Genomic DNA, 21,367 nt, shown 5'->3' on the forward strand with positions numbered 1-21,367 from the left:
CTGCACCAGGACCGGCCCCCAAACCTGCCCCCGGATCGGCCCCGGTTCGACCCCCGGGCCTTGTCTCACTCCAGGCTGCAGATGCGTGCCGGGGCGCCGGAGATTCAGGGGGAACCGCGCGGGTGCGCGCAACGTGGAAGGACCGTGACGGGCGGTGCGGCGGGCAAGATGGCCGCGGAGCCTCGGGGGCTATATGCCGGCCGGAGCGAACGGGTGGATCGGCCGCTGCGCGCTTTGGTCCGGGGGAGCAGCATCGCGGTGCCGGAGCCTGTGTCGGCCTGCCTGATGGCGCCTTGTCAAGGGAACGGCGCGGCGGGCCTTGTCGGTCCGCCGCGCCAGATGCGCCGGTGTTGCAAGGATCAGTTGCTGGCCTTAGCTAGCGTCGTCTCCAGCGGCACGGCCGGGGCTGTCGTCGGGGCGAGTGACGACGAGCGTCCGGGAGCGCCCATCACCTTGGTTTCACCGGGCACATAGGTGGAGAAGTCCGGAACGTCGGTGGGGCCCTGCTTGTCGAGTGCGTCGACGTAGGACTGCAGCATCGACACGCCATAGAGCGGCTTCTGCACGCCGTTGTGGCAGGTCGAGCAGCCGACCTTGAACACGTCGCCTTCCGGTCCCTTTCGATGGGCCGGGAACACGGGCGTCAGGCCAACCATGTAGTCGTTGTTGATGGCCCGGGTCATGCGGATGCCATGCCAGGCGGTCACGCGCTGCGGCGGGCTCTGGTCCCAGTCGTTGAAGGCGCGGGAGTTGTGGCAGGCGACGCAGTTCACGCCGAGAGACTCCGACATGTACATCATCAGCCCCCAGGTTCCCTCGGTCTCCTTGACGCCAGCCGGATTGGTGCCGGTCGGCAACGCGGTGTTCGAGTGGACGCGGATGGGCTTGTCCTTGAGCAGGTAGTCCATCAGGGCATTCTGCGGCAGGGAGGTGTTGCCGACATACTGGCCGGCGACATTCTGCCCGGCACGGCTCATGTTGCTCGCCGGCTTGGGCTCCTGGTCGTCCACCCAGTAGTTGGCGGGAACGGCCTGACCCCGATGGCAGGTGTAGCAGGTGACACCCACCTGGCCCACATGCGGTTCCCAGGCGACGTTGATCGTCTGGTTCATCTGGATCATCCGGCGCGCCACGACCTTCTGGTAGACCTCGTCGGAGGCCATGTTCTCGGGATTGTGGCAGTAGTTGCAGCCCTGTTCGGGCGGTGCGACCCAGGCGGTGATCGAGGCCATGAACTGGTTGAACTGGTCATCCGAGAGATCGCCAAGGACCTGGACGTTCTCGTAGAGCTGCCCGGCCTTGTCGCCTTCCGGACTGGCTTCCCAGGGAGCCTCCGGCACCACATTGGCAGCCTTGAGGGCTTCCAGCTTCTCCAGGTCCTGCTCCAGCACCATCCCGGTGCCCCGGTAGCCGATCTGGGTGGAGACGACCGGCGGGGCGTCCCAGCCGGCGCCGACGAAGCTGGCGATCGCAAGCAGGGCTCCGGCCGACGCAGCAAAAGGTATCCAGATTTGCATTTTCCCTCTCCTCACTGCGCGGCTGGGTCGACAACACCCGGATAGATGTCGGGCAGGGGAGAGACGATGCCGTGCTCGATGCCCCAGAGGTACCAGTTGTCGACGACGGTGCCGGTCAACAGGATCCCGATGCCGCCGGTGAGCGGGGTCAGGATTGCGAACCACCAGGCCCAGCGGTGGACGGATTCCATCGTGGCGTTGAAGCCCATCGTCCAGCGCCAGAACAGGGCGGCGCGCTCGGATGCGGTGCCGCGATCGGTGATCTGTTCCAGCTCACGCTCGCCGCCGTACTTGCCCACCGCCAGGATGGTGGCGCCGTGCATGGCAAACAGCAGCACCGAGCCGTAGAGGAAGACGATCGAAAGGCAGTGGAACGGATTGTAGTAGAGGTTGCCGTAGCGGATCGAGAAGGCTGCGGTCCAGTCGAGGTGCGGGAAGATCCCGAAGGGCACGGCCTCCGAGAAGTTGCCCATCAGTAGCGGGCGGATGAAGCCCAGCACGAGGAACAGCCAGATTGCCGACGCGAAGGCCCAGGCCACATGCGTGCCCATTTCCAGCTGGCGCGCCCGGCGATACACCCGCACCCACCACAGCAGCACGGACGCCGTCAGGAAGAAGCCGGCGATGAGCCACCATCCGCCATCATTCAGCGGCGGCAGCACCTTCAGCCCGTAATGCGCCGGCGGCGGTTCCAGGCCGAGCCAGAACAGCTGGCGGACGAACTGGATCGGGTCCCAGCCGACGGAGGCCAGCATGTTGAGACCGATGATCTCGAAGGCGATGAAGCCGAAGACCAGCGACAGCGTGCCGAGATAGCCGAGATAGATCGGCCCGAGCTGCGCATTGCCGATCCAGCCGAGGAGCCGGGACATGATGGGCGTGCCGAGACGTTCGCTGTCGCCTTTCGGCAGCGGCATGCCCTCTTCCGCAGGTCCGCTGACCTGCACGATGGTGAGAATGTTCTGATACTGGGTCATGACGCTTCTCCTCAGTTCCAGATCGGCAGGTCGAGCCACCAGTTCCACCACTGGGGCCAGCCCTGGTTCCAGAAGGGGCCGCTGATGACGATGCAGACGGCGCTCCAGAAGCCTGCGTTGAGCGCAAGGATCAGACCCAGCCGGTGAATGCCGAGCGTGCCGATGGAGTAGCCGATGATGTCCCGGAAGAAGGTGTCCTCATACTCCGGCGTCTTGACCTCCGCCTGCTTGCCGCCGCCCTCGTGAGAGGCACCCGGATTGGCGGCAGACAGGATCAGGCCGCCGTGCAGCGCCAGCGCCAGGCAGGTCGTGAAGAAGAACGACACCGCGATCATGTGCGCCGGGTTGTAGTGGAAGTGAAGGTACTGGTAGCCGACGTTCGACACCCAGTCGAGGTGACTGAAGATGCCATAGGGAAATCCGTGTCCCCAGGCACCCAGCAGGATCGGGCGGAACACGACCAGCGTCGCATAGGCGAAGATCGCGAAGGAAAAGGCAAAGGGCACATGGTAGCCCATGCCGAGCTTGCGGCAGATCTCCACTTCGCGCAGCGCCCAGGAGCAGAAGGCTCCGAGCGCGCAGACCGTGATGATCTGCCAGAGACCGCCTTCCTTCAGCGGCGCGAGCGCCAGGCCGTAGGACAGGTCAGGTGGCGCGATCGAGATCTGCCAGATGTTCCAGGTCGGGCCGATGGCGGCCCCGTAGATGATCAGGGCCGTGCCCAGAATAGCAAAGAAGGCCGTCGTCACGCCGAAGAAGCCCACGTAAAAGGGGCCGACCCAAAAGTCGAACAGGTCGCCGCCGATCAGTGTCCCGCCGCGTACGCGGTATTTGCGTTCAAAACTCAGCAGCGCCATTTCTGCTCCTCCCACGGATCACCGGCCGGATGCCGGTGGGGCTTTCAAGGGATTGGGCGGCGGCCGGAGCCGGCAACGCGGGTCTGGCCGCCGCCTTGTTTCAGCCGATCAGCTGCAGATCCTGGCCTGCCGGAACGGACAGTTCGATTGCGCTGGTCTTGAGGGGCTTGCCCTCGAGCCAGTTGAACCGGTCCGTGCTCAGCAGGATGAAATGGATCAGGATGGCCAGGGTAAACAGGAACACGGACAGAGCGACGAGCGCCCTGCGCGGGTCGAACATGAGCCAGATTCTCCACATGTCGCGACCTCCCCTATGCCAGCATCGGCAGCAGCGCCTGGACCGTCTGGTTCACCCCATCGAGGGAGGCATAACCATCCGGACCAGGGATCCAGGGACGCCACATCCAGACCAGGATATGCGCGACGATCGCAATCGCCGTGAAAATCATGAAGCCTTGGATGAAGAAGCCGTGGACCTCCTTCGCTTCGCTTTCGGTCAGACCCGAAAGTGAGACATTCGATGAGTCAGCCATCAAATGCACCTCCTTGTCTCGAACGCTGCGGAGCCCCCGCAGCAGGGTTCCGGCAGGCCGCAGAGCGGACCGGCCGGGCTATTGCCGACGTCGAGAACACCGGCAATTCCGAAGGGTTACGCGTTGAAGGCGTAACCCAAGGCCGCATAGGCCGAGGCCTTGGCCTCGGCAAAGACAGAGCCCTCGGCGACAGCGTCGCGCGGGCCGAAAACCGTGATGAGCCGGGTCAGCGCCACGGCCACGAAGCACAGGGGGAAGACCACGAGAAACAGCCGCTTCATCGTCTGCCGCTCGAGCTGGCGCTCCTTGTGGCGGCTCGTCATCCGCTCCTGATCGGTCGTCGAAAGCATTCGTCTTCCTCCCTCAGATCTCTTTCGCCCGGGGCACGCGGGATCACGCCATCGCGCGGGTCATCCGTGTTGCATCCTCGACATGGCGAAGGTCGACATGATCGCTGTTGGTTCGTCTTGCTTCCTGCTCGGCCGCCTCGCGCAGGCGCTTGGCGGCGGAGATGCGGACGAGCACGGGTTCGCGCTCGATGAGGGCATCCAGGGCCGCCTGCGCGTCGCTGCGCCAGGGCAGGCTGGTGCGCGGGCGGGCGGTCGTCGGCTCGATGGCATCCAGCTGGCCGGCGCGCGGCAGGATCTCGAACAGGAGATCGAACAGCGCATTGCAGACTTCCTGGATCATCCAGCAGGCGCCCGAGTAACCCATCACCGGTGTCCCGGTGTGGCGGCGGACGATCGCTCCCGGATAGGAGAGCTGGATGAAGGTGCCGCGCGCGCCCGCCTCGGCCATGTACATGCGTTCGTTGAACGATCCGAACATCACCATGGGCGGACGTGAGGCCGTCAGCTCCGCGATCTCGTGATTGTCGGTCTTGCTGCCGGCCTTGCGGGCGACCGCGAAGGCGCATGGCAGGCCCATCTCGTCCTCGAGGAACGTCCGGACGCCGCGCACATAGGTCTCGCTGGCAACAATCGCGAAGTTTGCCGTGGCGAAGAAATCCTGGGTGACGGACCGCCAGAGATCCCACAGCGGCTTCAGCGTCGTGTGCTTCTCGCGGGCGATGAAAGGCTCCGGGTCGAGCCCGAGGATCTCCCCGAGCGAGCGCAGGAAGGCGGTGGTCGAGTGCACGCCGATCGGCGCCTGCAGGTAGGGCCGCTCCAGCGTTTCGCACAGCATCCGCCCGAACTCGCGGTACAGGCAGATGTTGGCCTCCGCATCGCCGAGCTTGCGCAGGTCCTCCAGATGGCTGCCGAGCGGGAACACCATGTTCACCTCGGCGCCAATCCCCTCGACCAGACGACGGATCTCGTGCAGGTCGGAGGGCATGTTGTAGGTGCCGTAGATCGGCCCGATGATGTTGACCTTGGGCTTCGCGCCACCGCTGGCCTTGCGCAGCTTCGGCACGCGCTTGGGGCCGAACTCGCTCCACAGCCAGTTCAGGGCCCGGTCGGCACTCTGCCACTGGTCCTCGTCGATCGTCCGGGGCAGGAAGCGCTTCAGGTTGGAGCCCTCCGGCGTGACGCCGCCGCCGATCATCTCGGCAATCGAGCCGGTGACCACGACTGCCGGCAGATCGGGATCGAGCGCCTGGCGCGCCCGCTTCATCGCGCCCTCGGTGCCGTGCTGGCCGAGTTCGTCCTCCGACAGGCCGCTGACCACGATCGGCAGCTCGTGCGGGGGCAGGGCGTCGGTGTAGTGCAGGACCGAGGTGACGGGCAGGTTCTCGCAGCCCACCGGGCCGTCGATCACCACCTGCAGTCCCTTGATGGCGGTGAAGGCATAGACGCTGCCCCAGTAGCCGCCGGCCCGGTCATGGTCGAGGATCAGCATCCGACGCTCTCCCCGTTGTCGACCGCATTCTGCGACTTGCGCAGGGATTTGGCATAGGCTGCGCGGAAGCCGCTGCGGTCCTGGGGCGTGTCCTCCCAGATGCCGGCCGCATCGCCATGTCCGACGTCGCCGAAGAAGTCCTGCATCTTCAGGAACCGCTCCTTGTTGGCGATGGCGCTGGCGATCACGCCCGGCAGCGAGGCCGGACCAGCCGGTCCCATCAACGGCCGTGCGGAGATCAGGTTGGTGAAGTAGAGGGCCGGCGTTGCCCGCTCCTTCGCCTTCTGCACCACCGGCGTCGTGCCGATGGCCAGATCCGGCGCGAAGGCCGCGAAGGCGCCCAGATCGTCTTCCAGCGAGGCGCGGAACCGCACCTCGACGCCCCTGGCCATCAGCCACTCGGCATCGTCGGCGTTGTAGGGCGTTCTCGGGCAGGCGGTGCCGACATAGCGCAGATCGGCGCCGAGTTCGACAAGCAGGCGGCCAACCAGCAGCTCCGAGCCTTCGTAGCCCGAGAGCGTGATGCGGCCGGAGATCCGGTTGCGTCCGAGCGCGGCCGAAATGGCACCCCGCATCGCATTGCGTGCGGCATCCACCTGCGCCGTCGGCACGTTGCAGGCGTCGCCGATCGCCTTGAGCCAGGCATCGGTGCCCTCGAGCCCGACCGGCGCGGAGCCGATCACCGGCCGTCCCGCTGCCTGGAACTCGCGGATGCTGGCCGTGTAGAAGGGGTGCAGGGCCGCCACGGCGGCGCAGTCGAGGGCCGCGTAGAGCGAGCGCCATTCGCGGACGGGAACGCTCGGTCCCGCCGCGAGGCCCATCGGCTCCAGCATGGCGCCGATCACGACCGGGTCAGCCGGGAACAGTTCGCCCAGCAGCGTCACGGTCGGCTTGTCGATCCGGCCATCGCGCGGGGGCAGGACCGGCCCTTCCATCGCTTCCTGCCGGGCATAGGCCAGCATCGCCGCCGACAGCACGTCCTTGGCTTCCGCATGGGTGGGCACGCCGAAGCCCGGCACGTCGATGCCGACGATGCGCACGCCGTCGATGGCCCGTGGCAGCATCTTGAGCGGCACGCCCGATGCGGTGGGGACACACAGATTGGTCACGATGACGGCATCGAACTTGTCGGGATCCGCCATCTGGTGCACGGCCTCGACGATGTCCTCGTAGAGCTTGCCCGTGACCAGCGTTTCCGAATTGAAGGGCACATAGCCGACCGAGCGCTTGGCACCATAGAAATGCGAGGTGAAGGTCAGGCCGTAGACGCAGCAGGCCGATCCGGAGAGGATCGTGCCGACCCGCCGCATGCGCAGTCCGACGCGCAGCGAGCCGAAGGCCGGGCACATGGATTGCGGCTGGTCATGCGGGCCCTTGGGATAATCGGTCTCGTAGCGGTCCATCAGCTCGGCATTGCCGGCTGCCCGGGCGCTTGCCTTCGACAGCTCGGTGCCGCCATGACAGCCGGCCTCTGTCGCCGGCCGGTCCAGCCCGACGGCGGGCAGAACCGCTCCGGTCCGCTCCGCAGGGCGGTCGGCTGCGCCGGGGAGGCCGGCGTCCTGCGCGATATCCTGGCTGAGATGGTCCATTGTCCTGTCCGATCCGTTAGACGGTGTCGTAAATGACCTCGAGCGAGGGCTTGGCGGTGGCCCCGGCGGCACACATGTCCTCCGGCGTCGCGGGCGTGAGCTGGTAGTCGGCCCCGGTCTGGCTGGCGTCGAAGAGGCCAAGGAGGCCTTCCTGGTCGAGGGGTTTCGGCAGGACCGGCGGGGCTTCGGTCAGGTTGATGGCAAGGGCCTCGAACAGCGGACCCCAGACGCCACCGGGCAGGCCGATGATGTGGTAGTTCGCGCTCTTGCGGCGGATGTCCTCATCCTGCGGGATCGAGGCAAGCACCGGGATGCCGACCTTCTCGGCGAAGGCCTGGGCCTCGCCGGTGCCGTCGTCCTTGTTGATGACGAGGCCGGCCACGCCGACGTTGCCGCCGAGCTTGCGGAAATACTGCACGGCCGAACAGACGTTGTTGGCCACATAGAGTGACTGCAGGTCGTTGGAGCCGACCACCACGACCTTCTGGCACATGTCGCGGGCGATCGGCAGGCCGAAGCCGCCGCAGACCACGTCGCCCAGGAAGTCGAGCAGGACGAAATCGAAGTCCCAGTCGTGGAAGCCGAGCTTCTCGAGCGTCTCGAAGCCGTGGATGATGCCGCGACCGCCGCAGCCGCGTCCGACTTCCGGCCCGCCCAGTTCCATGGCGAAGACACCGTCACGCTTGAAGCAGACGTCGGAGATCTTCACGTCGCTGCCGGCGGCCTTGGCGGCCGAGGCGGTCTGGATGATTGTCGGGCAGGCCCGCCCGCCGAACAGCAGCGAGGTCGTGTCGCTCTTCGGGTCGCAACCGATCAGCAGCACCTTCTTGCCGAGCTGGGCCAGCATGTAGGAGAGGTTGGCAAGGGTGAAGCTCTTGCCGATGCCGCCCTTGCCGTAGATCGCGATGATTTGGGTCTGCTTGGTCGCCGGGGCCGTTGCAGGCAGCGGCGGCTCGAGGGCAGCTTCCCGGCGCAGGGCCTCATGCATCCTGTTGCTCGGATCGATGGCGTTTTCCAGGATCATGAGGGCTTCCTCCAGTCGATGACCATTTTCAGGCAGTCCGGATCGGCAAAGGCCGTGCGATAAGCGCGGTCGGCCTCGGCCGGGGCTGCCCGGTGGGTGACCAGCCCCTTGAGCGACAGCCGCCCGGAAGCGGCAAGGTCCAGAACCGCGCGTGTGTCCTCCGGCCGGAACTCTGCCGCCAGGATGACCGTGATCTCGCGCATGAAGGCGGCCGGAAAGGCGAAGCCGACATGGCTGCCATAGAACCCGGCCAGAACAAGCCGGCCGTTGCGGCCGAGGCGCGCGATGGCGGGGTCGAGCGCGGCCTGGTCCCCGCTCGCGTCGATGATGCAGCCGCAGCCGCGCCGGACGCCGTCCGCGTCCGGAGACAGGACGTCGTAGCCGTTGGCGCCGCTCAGGCGGGTGGCCCGGGTCTCGAGCACCTGCGGGGCCTCCTGGCCGAGCGCGAGGGCAATGCGGGCGATCAGCCGCCCCAGGACGCCGTGACCGATCACGATGTCGACCGGGCAGGCGGCCCGCATCAGGGCATGGTGGGCCGTGGCGGCCAGGGCGAGCAGCACCCCGTCCTCGGCGTCGAGCCCGGGAACCGGAACGGCCCGCAGGCCCGGCAGCACCAGACGGTCGGCGGAGGCGCCGAACAGGCCGGCAACCCCCTCGAAGCAGCTGGCGCCGGGCACGAAGACCAGGTCGCCGGTCCGGTGGCCGGAGCGGGGTCCGGCCTCGATGATGCGTGCCACCGCCTCGTAGCCCGGCACAAGCGGATAGCCCATGCCCGGGAAGGACGGCATCGTCCCCTCGAACAGCAGCTTTTCGGTGCCGGTGGAGATGCCGCTCAGCAGGGTCTCGACCACCACATCGGCCGGTGCCGGGCTGGTCAGCGGGAGTCGTCTGACCCCTACCGAGCCAGGCTTCTCGAATACGATTGCCGTGGTGTTCATTGCGTGCCTCCCGCACAGGGGTTCGACGCCTCATTGAATGTCATCTTAAATTGACAGTTGATGGTGTCAATTAGAATTTACACTTGTACGTGGATGTCGCGCCCGCCTAACGCGTGGCGAGCACCAGCGTTGCCAGCAGCGGGGCGCTGGTCTGCCGCGTGCGGGCGTTGCGGAAGCCGGCTTCGGTGACCAGGCGCCTGATTTCGCTCTCGCTTCTGCAGCGCCCCGACCCCATGGCGAGGAAGTAGAGGCCGAAATAGACGGCGGCGAGCTGGGCGCCCTCGCTGGCGCCGGCCATCGCCTCCGCCACGACCAGCGTCGCGCCGGGGCGCATGGAGCGGTGCAGGTTCGACAGGATCTGCCGCACGCGGTCGTCGTCGTGGTCGCACAGGACCCGGACAAGGCTGACGCAGTCGCTCGTGGTGGGAATCGGCGTCGCCACGAAGTCGCCGCCGGCGAGATCGGCCCGGTGGAGCAGGCCAAGCCCGCCGAGGTGCCGCCGGGCGAGCTCCGCCACGGGGGGCAGGTCGAAGAGCTGCAGCCGCAGACGCGGGTGCCGCGCGGCCGCGGCCGCCAGGAAGGCGCCTTCGCCGCCGCCGACATCGAGCAGGCCCTCGTAGCGGCCGAAGTCATGGGCATCGAGAATGCAGTCGGACAGCATCGCCTGGCTGGCGCGCATCAGGCGCGAATAGGCGGCGGCCGCCTCCGGGTCGAGCGCCGCCACGTCATGGCCGCGGCCATAGGCCCAGTAGGTATTCAGGGCGGTGGCCGGCTGCGGGTCGCGGAAGAGGGCGGCAGGGTCGGTGAGGTCGCGGTAGAACAGGCTGTGGTGCTCGATCATTGCCGCGATCCCCGGATCGGCGGCGACCACAGCCCCCGCGTCGTCGAGGACCCAGTCGTCCGGGCCGGCCCGGCGCACGAGGCCGAGGCGCGCGGCCTGGTCCAGCAGCAGGCGCATCCGTGCGACCGGCAGGCCGCAGTCCCGGGCGAGGGCCTCGCTGCCGGCCGTTGTATCCTTCAGGCGTGCGAACACGCCGAGCGACAGGCAGGCGCCCAGCACCTGGGAAAAGACGAAGCCGGCGGTGAGCCGGAACAGGTCATTGGCCCGGCGCTGCGCGATCTTGCGGGTGAACGGCAGGCGCAGCATCCAGCGCCGGAAGCCGGGCGATCCGATCATGCGGTTGCGCCAGAGGCGCAGGCGTACGGACAGCGGCTGCGGCGCCGCGTCCGCCGGCGGCCAGGGCGGCGCGGCGACGCGCTGCGCCTGCGGGTCGGCGCTCATGCCGCGCTGGCCGCAAGCTTGGCGGGCATCAGCCGCTGGGCCTCCGTGTGGATGATCGCTCGCAGCATGTCCGCACCGTTGCAGTCCGGCACCTGGTCGGCGGCCTGCTTGACCAGACTGCGCAGTTCCTTGAGGGCGCCCTCGACGCCAAGCTCGGCCACGAGATTGGGGCGTCCGAACAGGGCGTCCTGGCCGGCCGGCTTGCCCATGCTCCCGGTTTCGCCAAGGGCGTCATAGAGATCGTCCGCCACCTGGTAGGCGGCCCCGAGGGCGTCGGCCAGCCCGTACCAGTCGAGCGGATTGCCGTTGGAGGCAATGGCGCCGCTTGACACCGCGCCGGTGAACAGCGAGGCGGTCTTGGCCCGGTGATAGGCGGCGATGTTGATCTTCGGCTCGCTTTCCCAGGCCTGCCCGGCCACCAGGCCATAGGGGGCGCCGACCGCGTTCGCGACGGTCGAAATGATGCGGGCCGTCAGCTCCGGGGCCTGGGCCGTCTCCCGGGCAACCGTCTCGAAGGCGGAGACGATCAGCCCGTCGCCCACCAGCAGGGCGATTGCCTCGCCGAACTCGGAGTGGACGGAGGCCTTGCCGCGCCGCGTCGCGGCATTGTCGAAACAGGGCAGGTCGTCATGCACCAGCGATGCGCAGTGCAGCAGCTCGATCGCCGTCGCGGCCGCGTTGGCGGCCCGCGGATTGCGGTCGCCGCAGGCCAGCGCCACGGCGAGGCAGATGCGGGGCCGGATGCGCGCGCCGCCGGGGAACACCGCATAGCGCAGGGCCTGAGCCAGTTTCGGCGGGCAGCCATTGGCCGTGGCATAGCGGATTGCGGTCTGCATCCCGGTTTCGATGCGATCTGACAGATCCATGTGACCTCTCCCCGTGATTCAGGTGGATGTCCATCCTGATTGACGTTAACATGTCAATCAAGATTGACACATTGCATCCGAATGTCAACGAGCAGGGCGGGGCCGACGTGCAGGAGACAGCCGACGACCGGGTTGTGATCATCGGAGCCGGCATGGGCGGGCTGTCGGCGGCGCTGCGCCTGGTCGCCGCCGGCCGGCGCGTGCTGGTGCTGGAGGCCGCGGCCACGCCCGGCGGCAAGCTGCGGCAGGTCCTGGCCGGCGGGCAGCCGCATGATGCCGGGCCGACCGTGCTGACGATGAAATGGGTGTTCGACGATCTTCTTGCCGCCTTTGGCCGCCGGCTGGAGGATCTCGTGCCGCTCGAGCAGGCCGATGTCCTTGCCCGCCATTACTGGCCGGACGGCAGCCACCTCGATCTCCATGCCGATGCCGAGGAGACCGGGCGTGCGGTCGCGTCCTTCGCCAGCCGACGCGAGGCGGAGGGCTTCCGGCGGTTTGCCGCCGACAGCCGCAAGGTCTTCGAGCTGCTGCGCCCGAGCTTCATCGAGGCGTCGCGCCCCAATCCGGTCAGCCTGTCCCATCGCATCGGCTGGTCGCGTCCTGCGGACCTGCTGGCCCTGCGTCCCTTTTCCAGCCTGTGGTCGGCGCTCGGCCAGTACTTTGCCGACCCCCGCCTGCGCCAACTGTTCGGACGCTATGCCACCTATTGCGGCTCCTCGCCGTTCCGCGCGCCGGCAACCCTGATGCTGGTGGCCCATGTCGAACAGCAGGGCGTGTTCGTCCCGGCCGGCGGCATGCATGCCCTCGCGCGGGCGCTTGCAGATCTGGCGCGCGACGCGGGCGTCGTCCTGCGCCCCGCGTCACCCGTTGCCCGCATCCTCGCCGATGCGGCCGGAGCGAAGGTGCGGGGCGTGCAGCTGGACACCGGCGAGGTCATTTCCGCCTCGGCGGTTGTCTACACCGGCGACGTGGCAGCCTTGGGCGCGCTGCTCGGGCGGCCGCGTCAGCCGGCCTCCGCCCGGTCGGAGCGCCGTCGGTCGCTGTCGGCGCTCGTGGCCTGCGGGCCGGCCCGCGCGGTCGGCGTTCCGCTCGCCCACCACACCGTCTTCTTTTCGGCCGACTATGCGGCGGAGTTCGAGGCGATCTTCCGCAAGCGGCGTCCGCCGGCAGATCCCACCGTCTATGTCTGTGCCCTGGATCGCAGCGCCGCCGGCGGCGCGCGCGCCCGGGCTGACGAGGCGGGGGAGGGCGCGGGTCCGGCTGGCGCGACCGACCTCTTGTCCGGCACCAGCGTGCCCGGGGCGGGGGGCGATGCCCGCGCGTTGCCCCGGCCGGAGCGCATCTATTGCCTCATGAACATGCCGGCCGATGCCGACCGGCACCGCTACACGGATCGGGAGCTGGGCGAATGTCTGACCGCAATGGACCACCGGCTGGCGGCGAATGGCCTGACGCTGGACCGCCGGCCGGAGGCGCTGGTGCTGTCGGGGCCGGACAGTTTCGCGCGGCTGGCCCCGCATACGGGCGGAGCGATCTACGGTCAGGCCTCGCACGGCTGGATGGCGTCGTTCACGCGCCCGGCGGCCCGGGGGCCGCTGCAGGGGCTCTATCTGGCGGGAGGCAGCGTGCATCCGGGACCCGGGGTGCCGATGGCGATCCTGTCGGGCAAGCTGGCCGCCCAGTCGCTGATTGCCGACCTGTCCTCGACCGGCCGGTTCCGCCGGGCGGCTATGCCTGGTGGTACATCGACGCCACCAGCGACTGCGGACGTTTTGCCCTCACCGTGATCGTCTTCATCGGCTCGGTGTTCTCGCCCTATTACCACTGGTCCGGCCGTCGCGCGCCCGAGAATCACGTCGCGGTCAACGTGGCGCTCTACGGCGGTCGCCGGCAGGCCTGGGCGATGACCGAGCGGTCGCGGCAGGCCCTGGCGCGCAAGGCCGACCGGCTGGTCATCGGGCGCAGCAGTCTGGCAACCTCGGAGACCGGCCTGACGCTGGACTTCGACGAGATCGCCCTGCCCTGGCCGGGACAGCGGCTGTGGCCGGCCCGGATCCGGGGGCGCCTCACGCTTGTCCCGGCGCTGGCATCGGGGCGCGGCAACGCCCGTTCCTTCGATCTGGACCCCGCCGGCCATCACATCTGGATGCCCGTGTTCCCCCGGGCGCGCATCACGGTCGAAAGCGACAGCTTTCCGGAGGGGGGCTGGCAGGGTGAGGCCTACCACGACTTCAACGCCGGGGACCGGCCGCTGGAAACGGACTTTCTCGGCTGGGACTGGGCGCGTGGCGTGGACGACGCCGGCGTCACGCGCATCGTCTATGACGCCGTGCTGCGCGACGGAGGGACCCGACGCCTCGGGCTGGTGGCCGGTCCGGCCGGGACCCTCGAGGCCTTTGACCTGCCGGACCGCCAGCCCTTGCCGCGCGGCGGCTGGGGTGTGCGCGGCGGCATTCCCTGTGACGGGCCGGGCGCGCCCGAACGCCTGCGCAAGCTGGAGGATACGCCCTTCTACACCCGCAGCCTCGTGCGGACGCAGCTGCAGGGCACGGACGTCAGCATGGTGCACGAGACGCTCGACTGCCGCCGCCTTTCCTCTCCCGTGGTGCGGTTGATGCTGCCCTTCCGCATGCCCCGCGCGCCCGGTCATGCCGCCTGACCGGGCAGGTACTGCCTGACCGGACAGATGCCGTCGTCCCGCGCAGGTGCGTCCCGGGCCTGCCTTTGCCGGGCCTGCCTTTGCCGGGCCTGCCTTTGCCGGGCCCGCCTGTCTCAGCCCTGTCGGTCCCGGGTGTCCTGGTTGCGGCCGGGCTGGTCGTGCCTGCTCCCGGTCGGGTCCGGGCCTGCGGATGACGGAGCGCCGGCGGCGGGGTCCGGGCCGGCGCTGCCGGCGGCCGCAGCCTCGGCGGCGCGGTGCCGGGCGGCGGCCTCGGCCTTGGCCAGATCCTTCGCCTTCTCCTTCTTCAGGTCGTTGCGCTGCCAGATGTAGAAGGCCACGGCCAGGCCGAACACGAAGGTTGCCTCGATCAGGCCGAAATAGGTCTCAAGCATGGCGGCTGCGTCCTGCGGGCAGGGGGGGCCGTTGCCCGCGCCGGGCGTCGATCTGGTGTGCCTGCAGGCGCATCAGGATCTCCAGCACCCGAGCGCCGGATCCCGCCAGTCCTGCGGATCCGGGCTCTGCGGTCGCGGGCGTCTGCCCGGACGTCCCGGTCGCGCGTCCGGCTGGCCGGCTGCCCGGGCGCAGGGCTGCCGCTGCGGCGGCGCTGACCAGGGCGGCGGCAGCAGGGTCGGCGGGAGCCCGCAGCCCTGCCGTCTGCGGCGCGCCGGCAACCGCGCCCGGCAGACCGTCGCCGCTGCGCGAGACGGGCAGACAGGCGCGCAGGATCAGGGAAAGCTTGCCGGCAAGGCTGGTGTGCGCGCGGCTGGAGACGCTGTCATGGCCCTGCGCCGCAACGGCATCGCCGATGGCCTCATAGACCAGAGCAGCGCTGCGGATCGCGGGTCGGCAGGGCGCCGGCAGGGCCGCGATCCCGGCATGACCGAGACGGTAATGCGCGCCCGCCTCGGCCAGCAGCCGTTGCACGACCCGGCCGAGGGCCGGGGAAAACCTTGGCGCCCTGAGCAGGTCGGCCGCATCGACCCCGGCCTCGTCCAGCCAGTCGGCCGGCAGGTACAGCCGCCCGTTGCGGGCGTCCTCGCCCACGTCGCGGGCAATGTTGGTCAGCTGCATGGCAATACCGAGATCGGCGGCCCGCGCCAGCGCGGCGGCCTCGCCCGTCCCCATCACCAGCGCCATCATCAGGCCGACGCTCGAGGCCACGCAGGTGGCATAGGCCTTCACCTCGGCAATGCTGCCATAGTGACGCCGGCTGATGTCCATGTCGAACCCGTCGAGCAGGGCGGCCGGCAGCTCCTTCGGAATGGCATGCTGTGCGACCGTGCGGGCAAAGGCCCGGTCGCAGGCATGGTCCGCCGGGCGGCCGTCGTAGATCAGCTCCAGCCTGAGCCGGAGCTGGTCGAGGGCGTGCCGGTTGGCGCGCGGATCGTCGATCAGGTCGTCGGCATGGCGGCAGAAGGCGTAGAGGGCCTGCGCGGCGCTGCGGATGTCGGCCGGCAGCAGGGCGGAGGCCAGATGGAACGACCTGGAGCCCTTGCGGATCGCGCCGGCGCAGGCCCTGAGATCGGTGAGGTGTCCGCTGAAGCCGTAGGCCGGACCGTGGCAGACGGGGCGCGGCAGGGCGTCGCGGCCGCGCGGCAGCGGCCTGCCGCGGCCAGAAGCTGCCCCGGAAGGGGCCCCAGAAGGTGCCCCGGAAGCTGCCCCGGAAGGTACCGATGTCGACAGGCTCATCGCGCGCCTCCCGGGCCAGGGGAGCGGGCGCTCGCCGGCGCGCCCGCAAGGTCTGCCGCGGCCGGCACGAGGTTTGCCACGATCCGCGCCGAACACACCACGCCCGGCAGGCCGGCGCCTGGATGGGTGCCGGCTCCGCACAGGTAGAGATTGTCCAGTTCCTCGCTCTTGTTGTGCGCACGGAACCAGGCGCTCTGGAACAGCTTCGGCTCGAAGGAGAAGCCGGCCCCTTGCCAGGACAGGAGCCGGTCGCGGAAGTCCACGGGGGTGGCAATCCGCGAGGTCACCACGTGCCGGCCGAGATCCGGCAGCAGCGTTTCCTCCAGATGGGCGGCGATCCGCGCGCGGTAGCTTTCCGCCAGGTCGGTCCAGTCCTGTCCGCCGGCGAGGTTCGGCACCGGGCTCAGGACATAGAAGGCATCGCAGCCGGGAGGGGCCACCGAGGGGTCGCTGGCGGAGGGCCGATGCAGGTAGAGGCTGAAATCCTCCGCCAGCGTCTTGCGACGGAAGATGTCGTCAAGCAGGCTGCGGTAGCGCGGCCCGAACAGCATGGTGTGGTGCCCGACGTCGTCGTAGCGACGGTCGGTGCCGAAGTACCAGAGGAACAGGCCCATGGAATAGTCGGCGCGACCGATCTTGGCGTCGGTCCAGCGCCGGCGCGGATGGTGCCGCAGCAGCTTGCCATAGGTCGTGGCCGGGTCGCAGTTGGACACGACCAGATCGGCAGCAACCGTCTCCCCGCCCAGAAGCCGGACGCCCGTTGCCTGCCGGCCCGAGGTGAGAATGGTCTCCACCGTCTCGCCGAGCCGGACCCGGCCGCCGCCGCGCTCCACCAGCCGGGCGAGGCCCTGCACCAGCGCGTTGGTTCCGCCCATGACGAAATGGACGCCGTGCTTGCTCTCCAGATGCGCGATCAGGCAGTAGAACGAGGTGGCCGTGAAGGGATTGCCGCCGATCAGCAGCGGATGGAACGAGAACAGCGTCCGGAGCTTGGGGTGCCGGAAATGTTTCGCCACCACGTCGTGCACCGAGCGGTAGCCGCCGAGCCGGACCAGCTTGGCCAGCGCCTCGGCGGTGACGCGCAGGCTGTGGAAGGGCGTTTCAGCGAACTGCAGGAAGGCGACCTCGTAGATGCGCCGGCTCTCCTCCATGAAGCTGCGGTAGCCGGCCACGTCCTCGGGGGAGATCCTGGCAATCTCGGCCTCCATGGCCGCCGCGTCGCCGCTGTAGCTGAACCAGGTGCCGTCATCGAAGCGCACCTTGTAGAACGGGTCATTGGGGCGGATGTCGACATCGTCGGCCAGGCTGAAGCCGCACTCGGCCCAGACCTGCTCGAACAGCCAGGGCGCGGTGATGATCGTCGGGCCGGCATCAAAGGTGAACCCGTCCTGCCTGTGCGCATAGGCCCGGCCGCCCGGCGCATCCAGCGGGTCGAAGACGGTGACGCGGTAGCCGCGTGCGCCAAGCAGGGCGCCGGCCGTCAGTCCGCCGACACCCGCGCCGATCACCACGGCATGCGGCCTGCGGTCCTCCGTGAGCGGGCTGACACCGGCAGCGGGGAAGATCTGGGCGATGGTCATGCGGCATCCACTCCCGTCGTCTGCCGCTCCGCCACCGTGTCGCCGATCCAGGCGGCAACGGTTTCGGGGGCGCATTCATGCAGCAGGTGTCCGCCTGTCTCGGTGAGCGTGAGACTGCCCTGCCGGACAAGCCCGGCTGCGGTCTGCGAGCTGCTGGCCGGGACCATCGGATCGTCCCGGGCGGCCAGCAGGTCGAGCGGCACAGGCAGCCGCCGCAACAGCGACGGCAGCCGGCTCAGGTCCCAGGAGGCCATCATGCCAAGCGCGCCGCGCACGTGGCCCCGGCAGCCGAGCAGCAGGCGGTAGAGGGCCTCGCCCTCCGCGTCGATCGGTGACCCGGTGGCGGCCACCAGATTGCGCCCCAGCGGCGTGGTCGAGGCGAGCAGCGAGAACATCGAGGCCGACAGAGGATTGGCAAACAGCGCCTTGGCAATCGGCGACAGGACCCGGTTGCCCCGGATCGGCGTCAGCGCGCCATTGACAGAAAAGACGCGCTGGCAGCCGCCCGCCGGACTGGCCTCGGCGTGCCGCCGGTCGGGGATCAGCGCCAGTCCGATCACCGCGCCTGCCGAGTGGCCGACGATCAGGTCGGGACGCAGGCCGAGGTGGCCGAGCAGGGCATTCAGCGCCGTGGTCATGCCCTCGGGCGACAGGTCCATGCTGCCCTCGGGCCAGGTGAAGCCGTGGCAGGGCAGGTCGGGCACGATCAGCCGGAAGCGGTCGCGCAACTGCGGCACCAGGGTCCGCCAGGAAAAGGAGGCCGCGCCCGTTCCGTGCAGCAGCAGGATCTGCGGCGCGTGGTCCGGGCCGCTCTGCTGCAGATGCCAGCGATAGCCGCCCGCCCGGACGAACCGGCTTGTCTCGCGCAGCGGCCAGCGCGCGCCGTCGCTTTCCCAGTCGAGCCAGGTCCGGTCGGAGGTCATGATCGCGCCTCCCCGTGCTGATGGGACCTGACCAGGTGCGCATTCACCAGATCGGAGACGATGCGCGTGTCGGCGTGGCGCAGGAAATGCAGGTCCGCCCCCATGGTCTCGGCCAGCGTGGCAACGGCCTCGCGCGGCCGGCTGCCGATGTCGATGCACAGGCTGTGGAGGTTCTGGCTGCGGTAGCGCGTCGCGATCGCCACGAGCTGGTCGCCGGCGAGGGCCCGGTCAGGGCTGCCGTCTCGGGCAATGTTGCCACGCCCGTCGGTCAGCAGCACCACCAGCGGCGTGCTGCCCTGCCGACGCACGGACAGGGCCAGTTCAAGCCCCTTCTCCAGCCCGCAGACGAGCGGCGTCGCGCCGCCGCCCGGCAGGCCGGCGAGCTTGCGTTTCGCCATCACGAGCGACCGGGTCGGGGCCAGCACCGTTTCGGCGGTCGTGCCCCGGAAGGCTATCATCGCCACTTCGTCCCGGCGCACGTAACAGCGGGCCAGCAGCTGCTCGATCGCGCCCTTGGTCTCCCCGAGACGCGCCAGCGCCGTCGAGCCGGAGGCATCGACCAGGAAGATCGCGGTGGAGGGGGTCTCGTGCCGCAGGCTGCGGTAGCGGAAATCGTCGCGGGTGATCAGCGCGGCCGGGGCACGCGACGGCGCCCGGACACCGGTGACGTTCCTCGTTCCGTTCCCGGCGGCCGGCGCGACGGCTGCGGCGCGGGCGAGCAGCGCCTGCCGGTTGCGCGCACGGATCGGTTGCCAGGGGGCGGCGGCCCGGAGCGTGTCGATCAGGCTCGGCCGGGCGGAGGGGTAGGGCGGGCTGCGCCGCAGGGCGACAGGGCGGCCCCGCCTTGCGTCCTTGCGCGCCACCCCTGCGGTTCCCGCCTGGCGGGATGCGGCGGCCCGGCCCGACTGGCGGCCGAAGTCCGGCGGCAGGTCGATCTGTCCGGCCTCGATGGCGGTGACCAGGTCGGCCAGCTGCCCGGTCAGGGCGCTCGGGTCGTCGGGGGGCTGGCGTGTGTCCTCCGGTCCGGGGGGCGTGTCGGCGCGGGTCGGCTGGTCCGGTGCGGGGGCGTCGTCCGCGCTCTCGTCAGGTACCTCGTTCGGGCGCATGGCCTCTTCCGGAAGGCTGTCGTCCCCGGCCGCCTCGCGGGGTGCCGGGGCGAGCCCCAGGCAGAGCCGCAGGGCGGTCAGGGCATCGGCCTCGGTGGCCGTGCGGCGCCCGTCGAGAAGCGCAAGGCTGCGGCAGATGACGGTGAGCTGATGCAGCCGGCGCAGCGAGGGCACGCCGGCGGCCACCGTGACGGCCGAGAGGAGCCGGAGCAGATCCGTCTCCAGCACGACCTCCTGCAAGGCGGCAGCTCCGGTCGCGGCCGGCAGCCGTTCGGGCGCAGGTGCGGGAACCAGGGCCGTGCGCCAGGGGATCGCACCGAGGTCGACGGTCAGCCCGAGCCGGTCCGTCAGCGCAGCGGGCGGGCATTCCTCCGGCTCTGCGCCTTCATCGAGGGCCACCAGCGTGAACCGGCTGGTCGCCCGGGTCGCGCCGGCGCCCAGCCGCGGGTCCGCCGGACAGCTGCCCCGGTCCAGCGTGTCGCCGATCAGCGCGGCGGCGGCGGTGTCGAGCCGCTCCGCCATGGGCAGGAGGAGCAGGCCGCCGTCGGCCCGGGCGAGCGGGGAGGGCAGGGCCATGAAACGGCCGGCGAGCACGGTGGCCTGCAGGTCGAGGGCCGCCGACAGGCTTGCGGTCGAGACCGGCGGCGGCAGGCGGACCTGCGGGGTGCCGGCAGGCAGCAGGCCGAAGAGATGGGCAAGATAGCTGTCGCGAACGCCGCCGGCGCGGGCCTTCAGCCGCAGGCCGCCGATCAGGGGGCCTGCGAGCCGGAGCACGCGGGCGGCCACAAGCGCGTCCTGCCAGGCACCGGCGGCCGGATCGGCTTCGGTGGCCTCGGCACGGAAGCTGTGGCGGACATCATCCATGACCTGCCCCGGCGGCGGCGCCCACGGCCGCAACGGCACGTTCGATGCGCGGCGCCGTGCCCGTATCGTCGAGCGGATCGCGGCGCAGGCGGTGGCAGAGCACCATCGGCGAGATGTCGGACACGTCCTCCCAGGTGACGGCCAGCCGGTCCTCCAGTGCAGCGGCCGCGCGGCAGGCCCGCATCAGCGTCAGCTCGCCGCGCATGCCGTCGATGCCGAGGCTCATGCAGAGCTGCGACATGCGCGTCAGCACGCTGTCGGGGATCGCGACCTGTCGCAGGATCTTGCGGGCGTGCACCACCTGGCTGCGGACGGCAGCGTCCTTGGCCGACCAGCGCTTGCAGAAGGCCTCCGGATCCGCCTCGTAGGCATCGCGCCGGCGGATCACGTCGATGCGCTGGTCGAGGTCGGTGAGCGTGCGGATCTCGACGGCGAGCCCGAACCGGTCGAGAAGCTGCGGCCTGAGGTCGCCCTCTTCAGGGTTGCCGCTGCCGACCAGCGTGAAACGGGCGGCATGACGCACGCTCAATCCCTCGCGCTCGACCACGTTCACTCCCGAGGCGGCCGCATCCAGCAGCAGGTCGACCAGATGATCCTCCAGCAGGTTGACCTCGTCGATGTAGAGGAAGCCGCGGTTCGCGGCCGCCAGCAGGCCGGGCTCGAACTGCTTTTCGCCGGCAACCAGCGCCTTTTCCAGATCGAGGGCGCCGCAGATGCGGTCCTCGGTGGCCCCCAGGGGCAGGTCGACCATCGGGGTGCGCAGCTTGACGGCCTTCGGCAGTGCCGTGCCGGCCGGCGGGGTGCAGACCGGACAGGCGGCTTGCGGCTTGGCCGGCTCGCAGTTGAAGCGGCAGCCCGGGCGGACGTCGATCTTGGGCAGCAGTTCCGCGAGCGCGCGCACGGCCGTGGACTTGCCGGTGCCCCGGTCGCCGAAGATGAGAACGCCGCCGAGCAGGGGCTCGACGGCCGCCATGAGCAAGGCCTTCTTCATGTCCTGCTGGGCAACGATGGCCGTAAAGGGGAAGGGCTTGGACATGGGGACCGCCATCTGTGAGTGTCAATTCAAATTGACAGATTTTCTGTCCATTTAGAAGCGAAATCCGCAGGCGGTAAAATGCGGATCC

Annotated in this window: 20 protein-coding genes; 2 read left to right on the forward strand and 18 right to left on the reverse strand. The window is 69.6% G+C overall.

The genetic code is table 11. The annotated features are described in order from the left end of the window. Positions 1–359: 359 nt before the first annotated feature. The 12 genes from pufC to GWI72_RS00275 all read right to left on the reverse strand — a co-directional run bounded on the left by pufC (position 360) and on the right by GWI72_RS00275 (position 11,422). Entirely contained in the window at positions 360–1,517 is a 1,158-nt protein-coding gene (gene pufC, locus GWI72_RS00220; RefSeq protein ID WP_161674780.1) for a photosynthetic reaction center cytochrome PufC, read from the reverse strand. 11 nt (positions 1,518–1,528) lie between these two features. After that, entirely contained in the window at positions 1,529–2,494 is a 966-nt protein-coding gene (pufM, locus tag GWI72_RS00225) for a photosynthetic reaction center subunit M (protein ID WP_161674782.1), read from the reverse strand. A gap of 11 nt (positions 2,495–2,505) precedes the next feature. Beyond that, positions 2,506–3,351, reverse strand: a complete 846-nt coding sequence (gene pufL, locus GWI72_RS00230) for a photosynthetic reaction center subunit L (RefSeq protein WP_161674784.1) — start codon at positions 3,349–3,351, stop codon at positions 2,506–2,508. Between the two features lie 100 nt (positions 3,352–3,451). Beyond that, the gene (gene pufA / locus GWI72_RS00235; RefSeq protein ID WP_161674786.1) at positions 3,452–3,649 is read right to left on the reverse strand and encodes a light-harvesting antenna LH1, alpha subunit; all 198 of its coding nucleotides are present in this window, start codon (positions 3,647–3,649) and stop codon (positions 3,452–3,454) included. A 13-nt stretch (positions 3,650–3,662) separates the two neighbouring features. Next, the gene (gene pufB, locus GWI72_RS00240) at positions 3,663–3,884 is read right to left on the reverse strand and encodes a light-harvesting antenna LH1, beta subunit (RefSeq protein WP_161674788.1); all 222 of its coding nucleotides are present in this window, start codon (positions 3,882–3,884) and stop codon (positions 3,663–3,665) included. Positions 3,885–4,000: 116 nt separating this feature from the next. Further along, positions 4,001–4,234, reverse strand: a complete 234-nt coding sequence (locus GWI72_RS00245) for a hypothetical protein (protein ID WP_161674790.1) — start codon at positions 4,232–4,234, stop codon at positions 4,001–4,003. Positions 4,235–4,277: 43 nt separating this feature from the next. After that, positions 4,278–5,723 (reverse strand): chlorophyllide a reductase subunit Z, encoded by a 1,446-nt coding sequence (bchZ, locus tag GWI72_RS00250; protein ID WP_161707377.1) that lies wholly within the window; start codon positions 5,721–5,723, stop codon positions 4,278–4,280. Next, entirely contained in the window at positions 5,717–7,312 is a 1,596-nt protein-coding gene (gene bchY / locus GWI72_RS00255) for a chlorophyllide a reductase subunit Y (protein ID WP_161707379.1), read from the reverse strand. The genes bchZ and bchY overlap by 7 nt, the downstream gene beginning before the upstream one ends. A gap of 16 nt (positions 7,313–7,328) precedes the next feature. Continuing rightward, complete coding sequence (locus GWI72_RS00260) at positions 7,329–8,336, reverse strand: chlorophyllide a reductase iron protein subunit X (protein WP_179955995.1); 1,008 nt, start codon at positions 8,334–8,336, stop codon at positions 7,329–7,331. Then, positions 8,333–9,274 (reverse strand): chlorophyll synthesis pathway protein BchC, encoded by a 942-nt coding sequence (gene bchC, locus GWI72_RS00265; protein ID WP_161707381.1) that lies wholly within the window; start codon positions 9,272–9,274, stop codon positions 8,333–8,335. The genes GWI72_RS00260 and bchC overlap by 4 nt, the downstream gene beginning before the upstream one ends. Before the next feature lie 106 nt (positions 9,275–9,380). After that, positions 9,381–10,556 carry a methyltransferase gene (locus GWI72_RS00270; protein ID WP_161707383.1) on the reverse strand — a complete coding sequence of 392 codons (1,176 nt, stop codon included), beginning with the start codon at positions 10,554–10,556 and terminating at the stop codon, positions 9,381–9,383. Then, positions 10,553–11,422, reverse strand: a complete 870-nt coding sequence (locus tag GWI72_RS00275) for a polyprenyl synthetase family protein (RefSeq protein WP_161674800.1) — start codon at positions 11,420–11,422, stop codon at positions 10,553–10,555. Before GWI72_RS00275 ends, GWI72_RS00270 begins: the two co-directional genes overlap by 4 nt. 50 nt (positions 11,423–11,472) lie before the next feature. On the opposite strand from GWI72_RS00275, the gene GWI72_RS00280 reads away from it, so the two are divergent. Further along, entirely contained in the window at positions 11,473–13,209 is a 1,737-nt protein-coding gene (locus GWI72_RS00280; RefSeq protein WP_161707385.1) for a phytoene desaturase family protein, read from the forward strand. Further along, positions 13,206–14,081, forward strand: coding sequence for a carotenoid 1,2-hydratase (locus GWI72_RS00285; RefSeq protein ID WP_161707387.1), 876 nt, complete (start codon positions 13,206–13,208; stop codon positions 14,079–14,081). Before GWI72_RS00280 ends, GWI72_RS00285 begins: the two co-directional genes overlap by 4 nt. 113 nt (positions 14,082–14,194) lie before the next feature. On the opposite strand, the gene GWI72_RS00290 is transcribed toward GWI72_RS00285, so the two are convergent. Genes GWI72_RS00290 through bchI form a run of 6 tightly spaced genes read right to left on the reverse strand, consistent with a single transcriptional unit; the run spans position 14,195 to position 21,279 of the window. After that, positions 14,195–14,473, reverse strand: coding sequence for a hypothetical protein (locus GWI72_RS00290; protein WP_161707389.1), 279 nt, complete (start codon positions 14,471–14,473; stop codon positions 14,195–14,197). Further along, positions 14,466–15,770 (reverse strand): phytoene/squalene synthase family protein, encoded by a 1,305-nt coding sequence (locus tag GWI72_RS00295; protein WP_161707391.1) that lies wholly within the window; start codon positions 15,768–15,770, stop codon positions 14,466–14,468. Before GWI72_RS00295 ends, GWI72_RS00290 begins: the two co-directional genes overlap by 8 nt. Then, the gene (locus GWI72_RS00300; RefSeq protein ID WP_161707393.1) at positions 15,767–17,350 is read right to left on the reverse strand and encodes a phytoene desaturase; all 1,584 of its coding nucleotides are present in this window, start codon (positions 17,348–17,350) and stop codon (positions 15,767–15,769) included. The genes GWI72_RS00295 and GWI72_RS00300 overlap by 4 nt, the downstream gene beginning before the upstream one ends. Continuing rightward, a complete protein-coding gene (gene bchO, locus GWI72_RS00305; protein ID WP_161707395.1) occupies positions 17,347–18,273 on the reverse strand; it encodes an alpha/beta fold hydrolase BchO in 927 nt (308 codons plus the stop codon). Before bchO ends, GWI72_RS00300 begins: the two co-directional genes overlap by 4 nt. Further along, positions 18,270–20,243 (reverse strand): VWA domain-containing protein, encoded by a 1,974-nt coding sequence (locus GWI72_RS00310; protein WP_161707397.1) that lies wholly within the window; start codon positions 20,241–20,243, stop codon positions 18,270–18,272. The genes bchO and GWI72_RS00310 overlap by 4 nt, the downstream gene beginning before the upstream one ends. Beyond that, positions 20,236–21,279 carry a magnesium chelatase ATPase subunit I gene (gene bchI, locus GWI72_RS00315; protein ID WP_161707399.1) on the reverse strand — a complete coding sequence of 348 codons (1,044 nt, stop codon included), beginning with the start codon at positions 21,277–21,279 and terminating at the stop codon, positions 20,236–20,238. The genes GWI72_RS00310 and bchI overlap by 8 nt, the downstream gene beginning before the upstream one ends. Positions 21,280–21,367 lie beyond the last annotated feature (88 nt).

It is taken from the genome of Pannonibacter sp. XCT-53 (assembly GCF_009915765.1).
Taxonomy (GTDB): Bacteria; Pseudomonadota; Alphaproteobacteria; order Rhizobiales; family Stappiaceae; genus Pannonibacter; species Pannonibacter tanglangensis.

Coding starts and splice junctions, on each gene's coding strand:
- GWI72_RS00290 (WP_161707389.1), bottom strand. CDS start 14,473: ATGCTTGAGACCTATTTCGGCCTGATCGAGGCAACCTTCGTGTTCGGC.
- bchZ (WP_161707377.1), bottom strand. CDS start 5,723: ATGCTGATCCTCGACCATGACCGGGCCGGCGGCTACTGGGGCAGCGTC.
- GWI72_RS00260 (WP_179955995.1), bottom strand. CDS start 8,336: ATGATCCTGGAAAACGCCATCGATCCGAGCAACAGGATGCATGAGGCC.
- GWI72_RS00245 (WP_161674790.1), bottom strand. CDS start 4,234: ATGCTTTCGACGACCGATCAGGAGCGGATGACGAGCCGCCACAAGGAG.
- bchI (WP_161707399.1), bottom strand. CDS start 21,279: ATGTCCAAGCCCTTCCCCTTTACGGCCATCGTTGCCCAGCAGGACATG.
- pufB (WP_161674788.1), bottom strand. CDS start 3,884: ATGGCTGACTCATCGAATGTCTCACTTTCGGGTCTGACCGAAAGCGAA.
- GWI72_RS00300 (WP_161707393.1), bottom strand. CDS start 17,350: ATGACCATCGCCCAGATCTTCCCCGCTGCCGGTGTCAGCCCGCTCACG.
- bchC (WP_161707381.1), bottom strand. CDS start 9,274: ATGAACACCACGGCAATCGTATTCGAGAAGCCTGGCTCGGTAGGGGTC.
- GWI72_RS00295 (WP_161707391.1), bottom strand. CDS start 15,770: ATGAGCCTGTCGACATCGGTACCTTCCGGGGCAGCTTCCGGGGCACCT.
- GWI72_RS00270 (WP_161707383.1), bottom strand. CDS start 10,556: ATGAGCGCCGACCCGCAGGCGCAGCGCGTCGCCGCGCCGCCCTGGCCG.
- pufM (WP_161674782.1), bottom strand. CDS start 2,494: ATGACCCAGTATCAGAACATTCTCACCATCGTGCAGGTCAGCGGACCT.
- pufC (WP_161674780.1), bottom strand. CDS start 1,517: ATGCAAATCTGGATACCTTTTGCTGCGTCGGCCGGAGCCCTGCTTGCG.
- GWI72_RS00280 (WP_161707385.1), top strand. CDS start 11,473: ATGTCAATCAAGATTGACACATTGCATCCGAATGTCAACGAGCAGGGC.
- pufA (WP_161674786.1), bottom strand. CDS start 3,649: ATGTGGAGAATCTGGCTCATGTTCGACCCGCGCAGGGCGCTCGTCGCT.
- pufL (WP_161674784.1), bottom strand. CDS start 3,351: ATGGCGCTGCTGAGTTTTGAACGCAAATACCGCGTACGCGGCGGGACA.
- bchY (WP_161707379.1), bottom strand. CDS start 7,312: ATGGACCATCTCAGCCAGGATATCGCGCAGGACGCCGGCCTCCCCGGC.
- GWI72_RS00310 (WP_161707397.1), bottom strand. CDS start 20,243: ATGGATGATGTCCGCCACAGCTTCCGTGCCGAGGCCACCGAAGCCGAT.
- bchO (WP_161707395.1), bottom strand. CDS start 18,273: ATGACCTCCGACCGGACCTGGCTCGACTGGGAAAGCGACGGCGCGCGC.
- GWI72_RS00275 (WP_161674800.1), bottom strand. CDS start 11,422: ATGGATCTGTCAGATCGCATCGAAACCGGGATGCAGACCGCAATCCGC.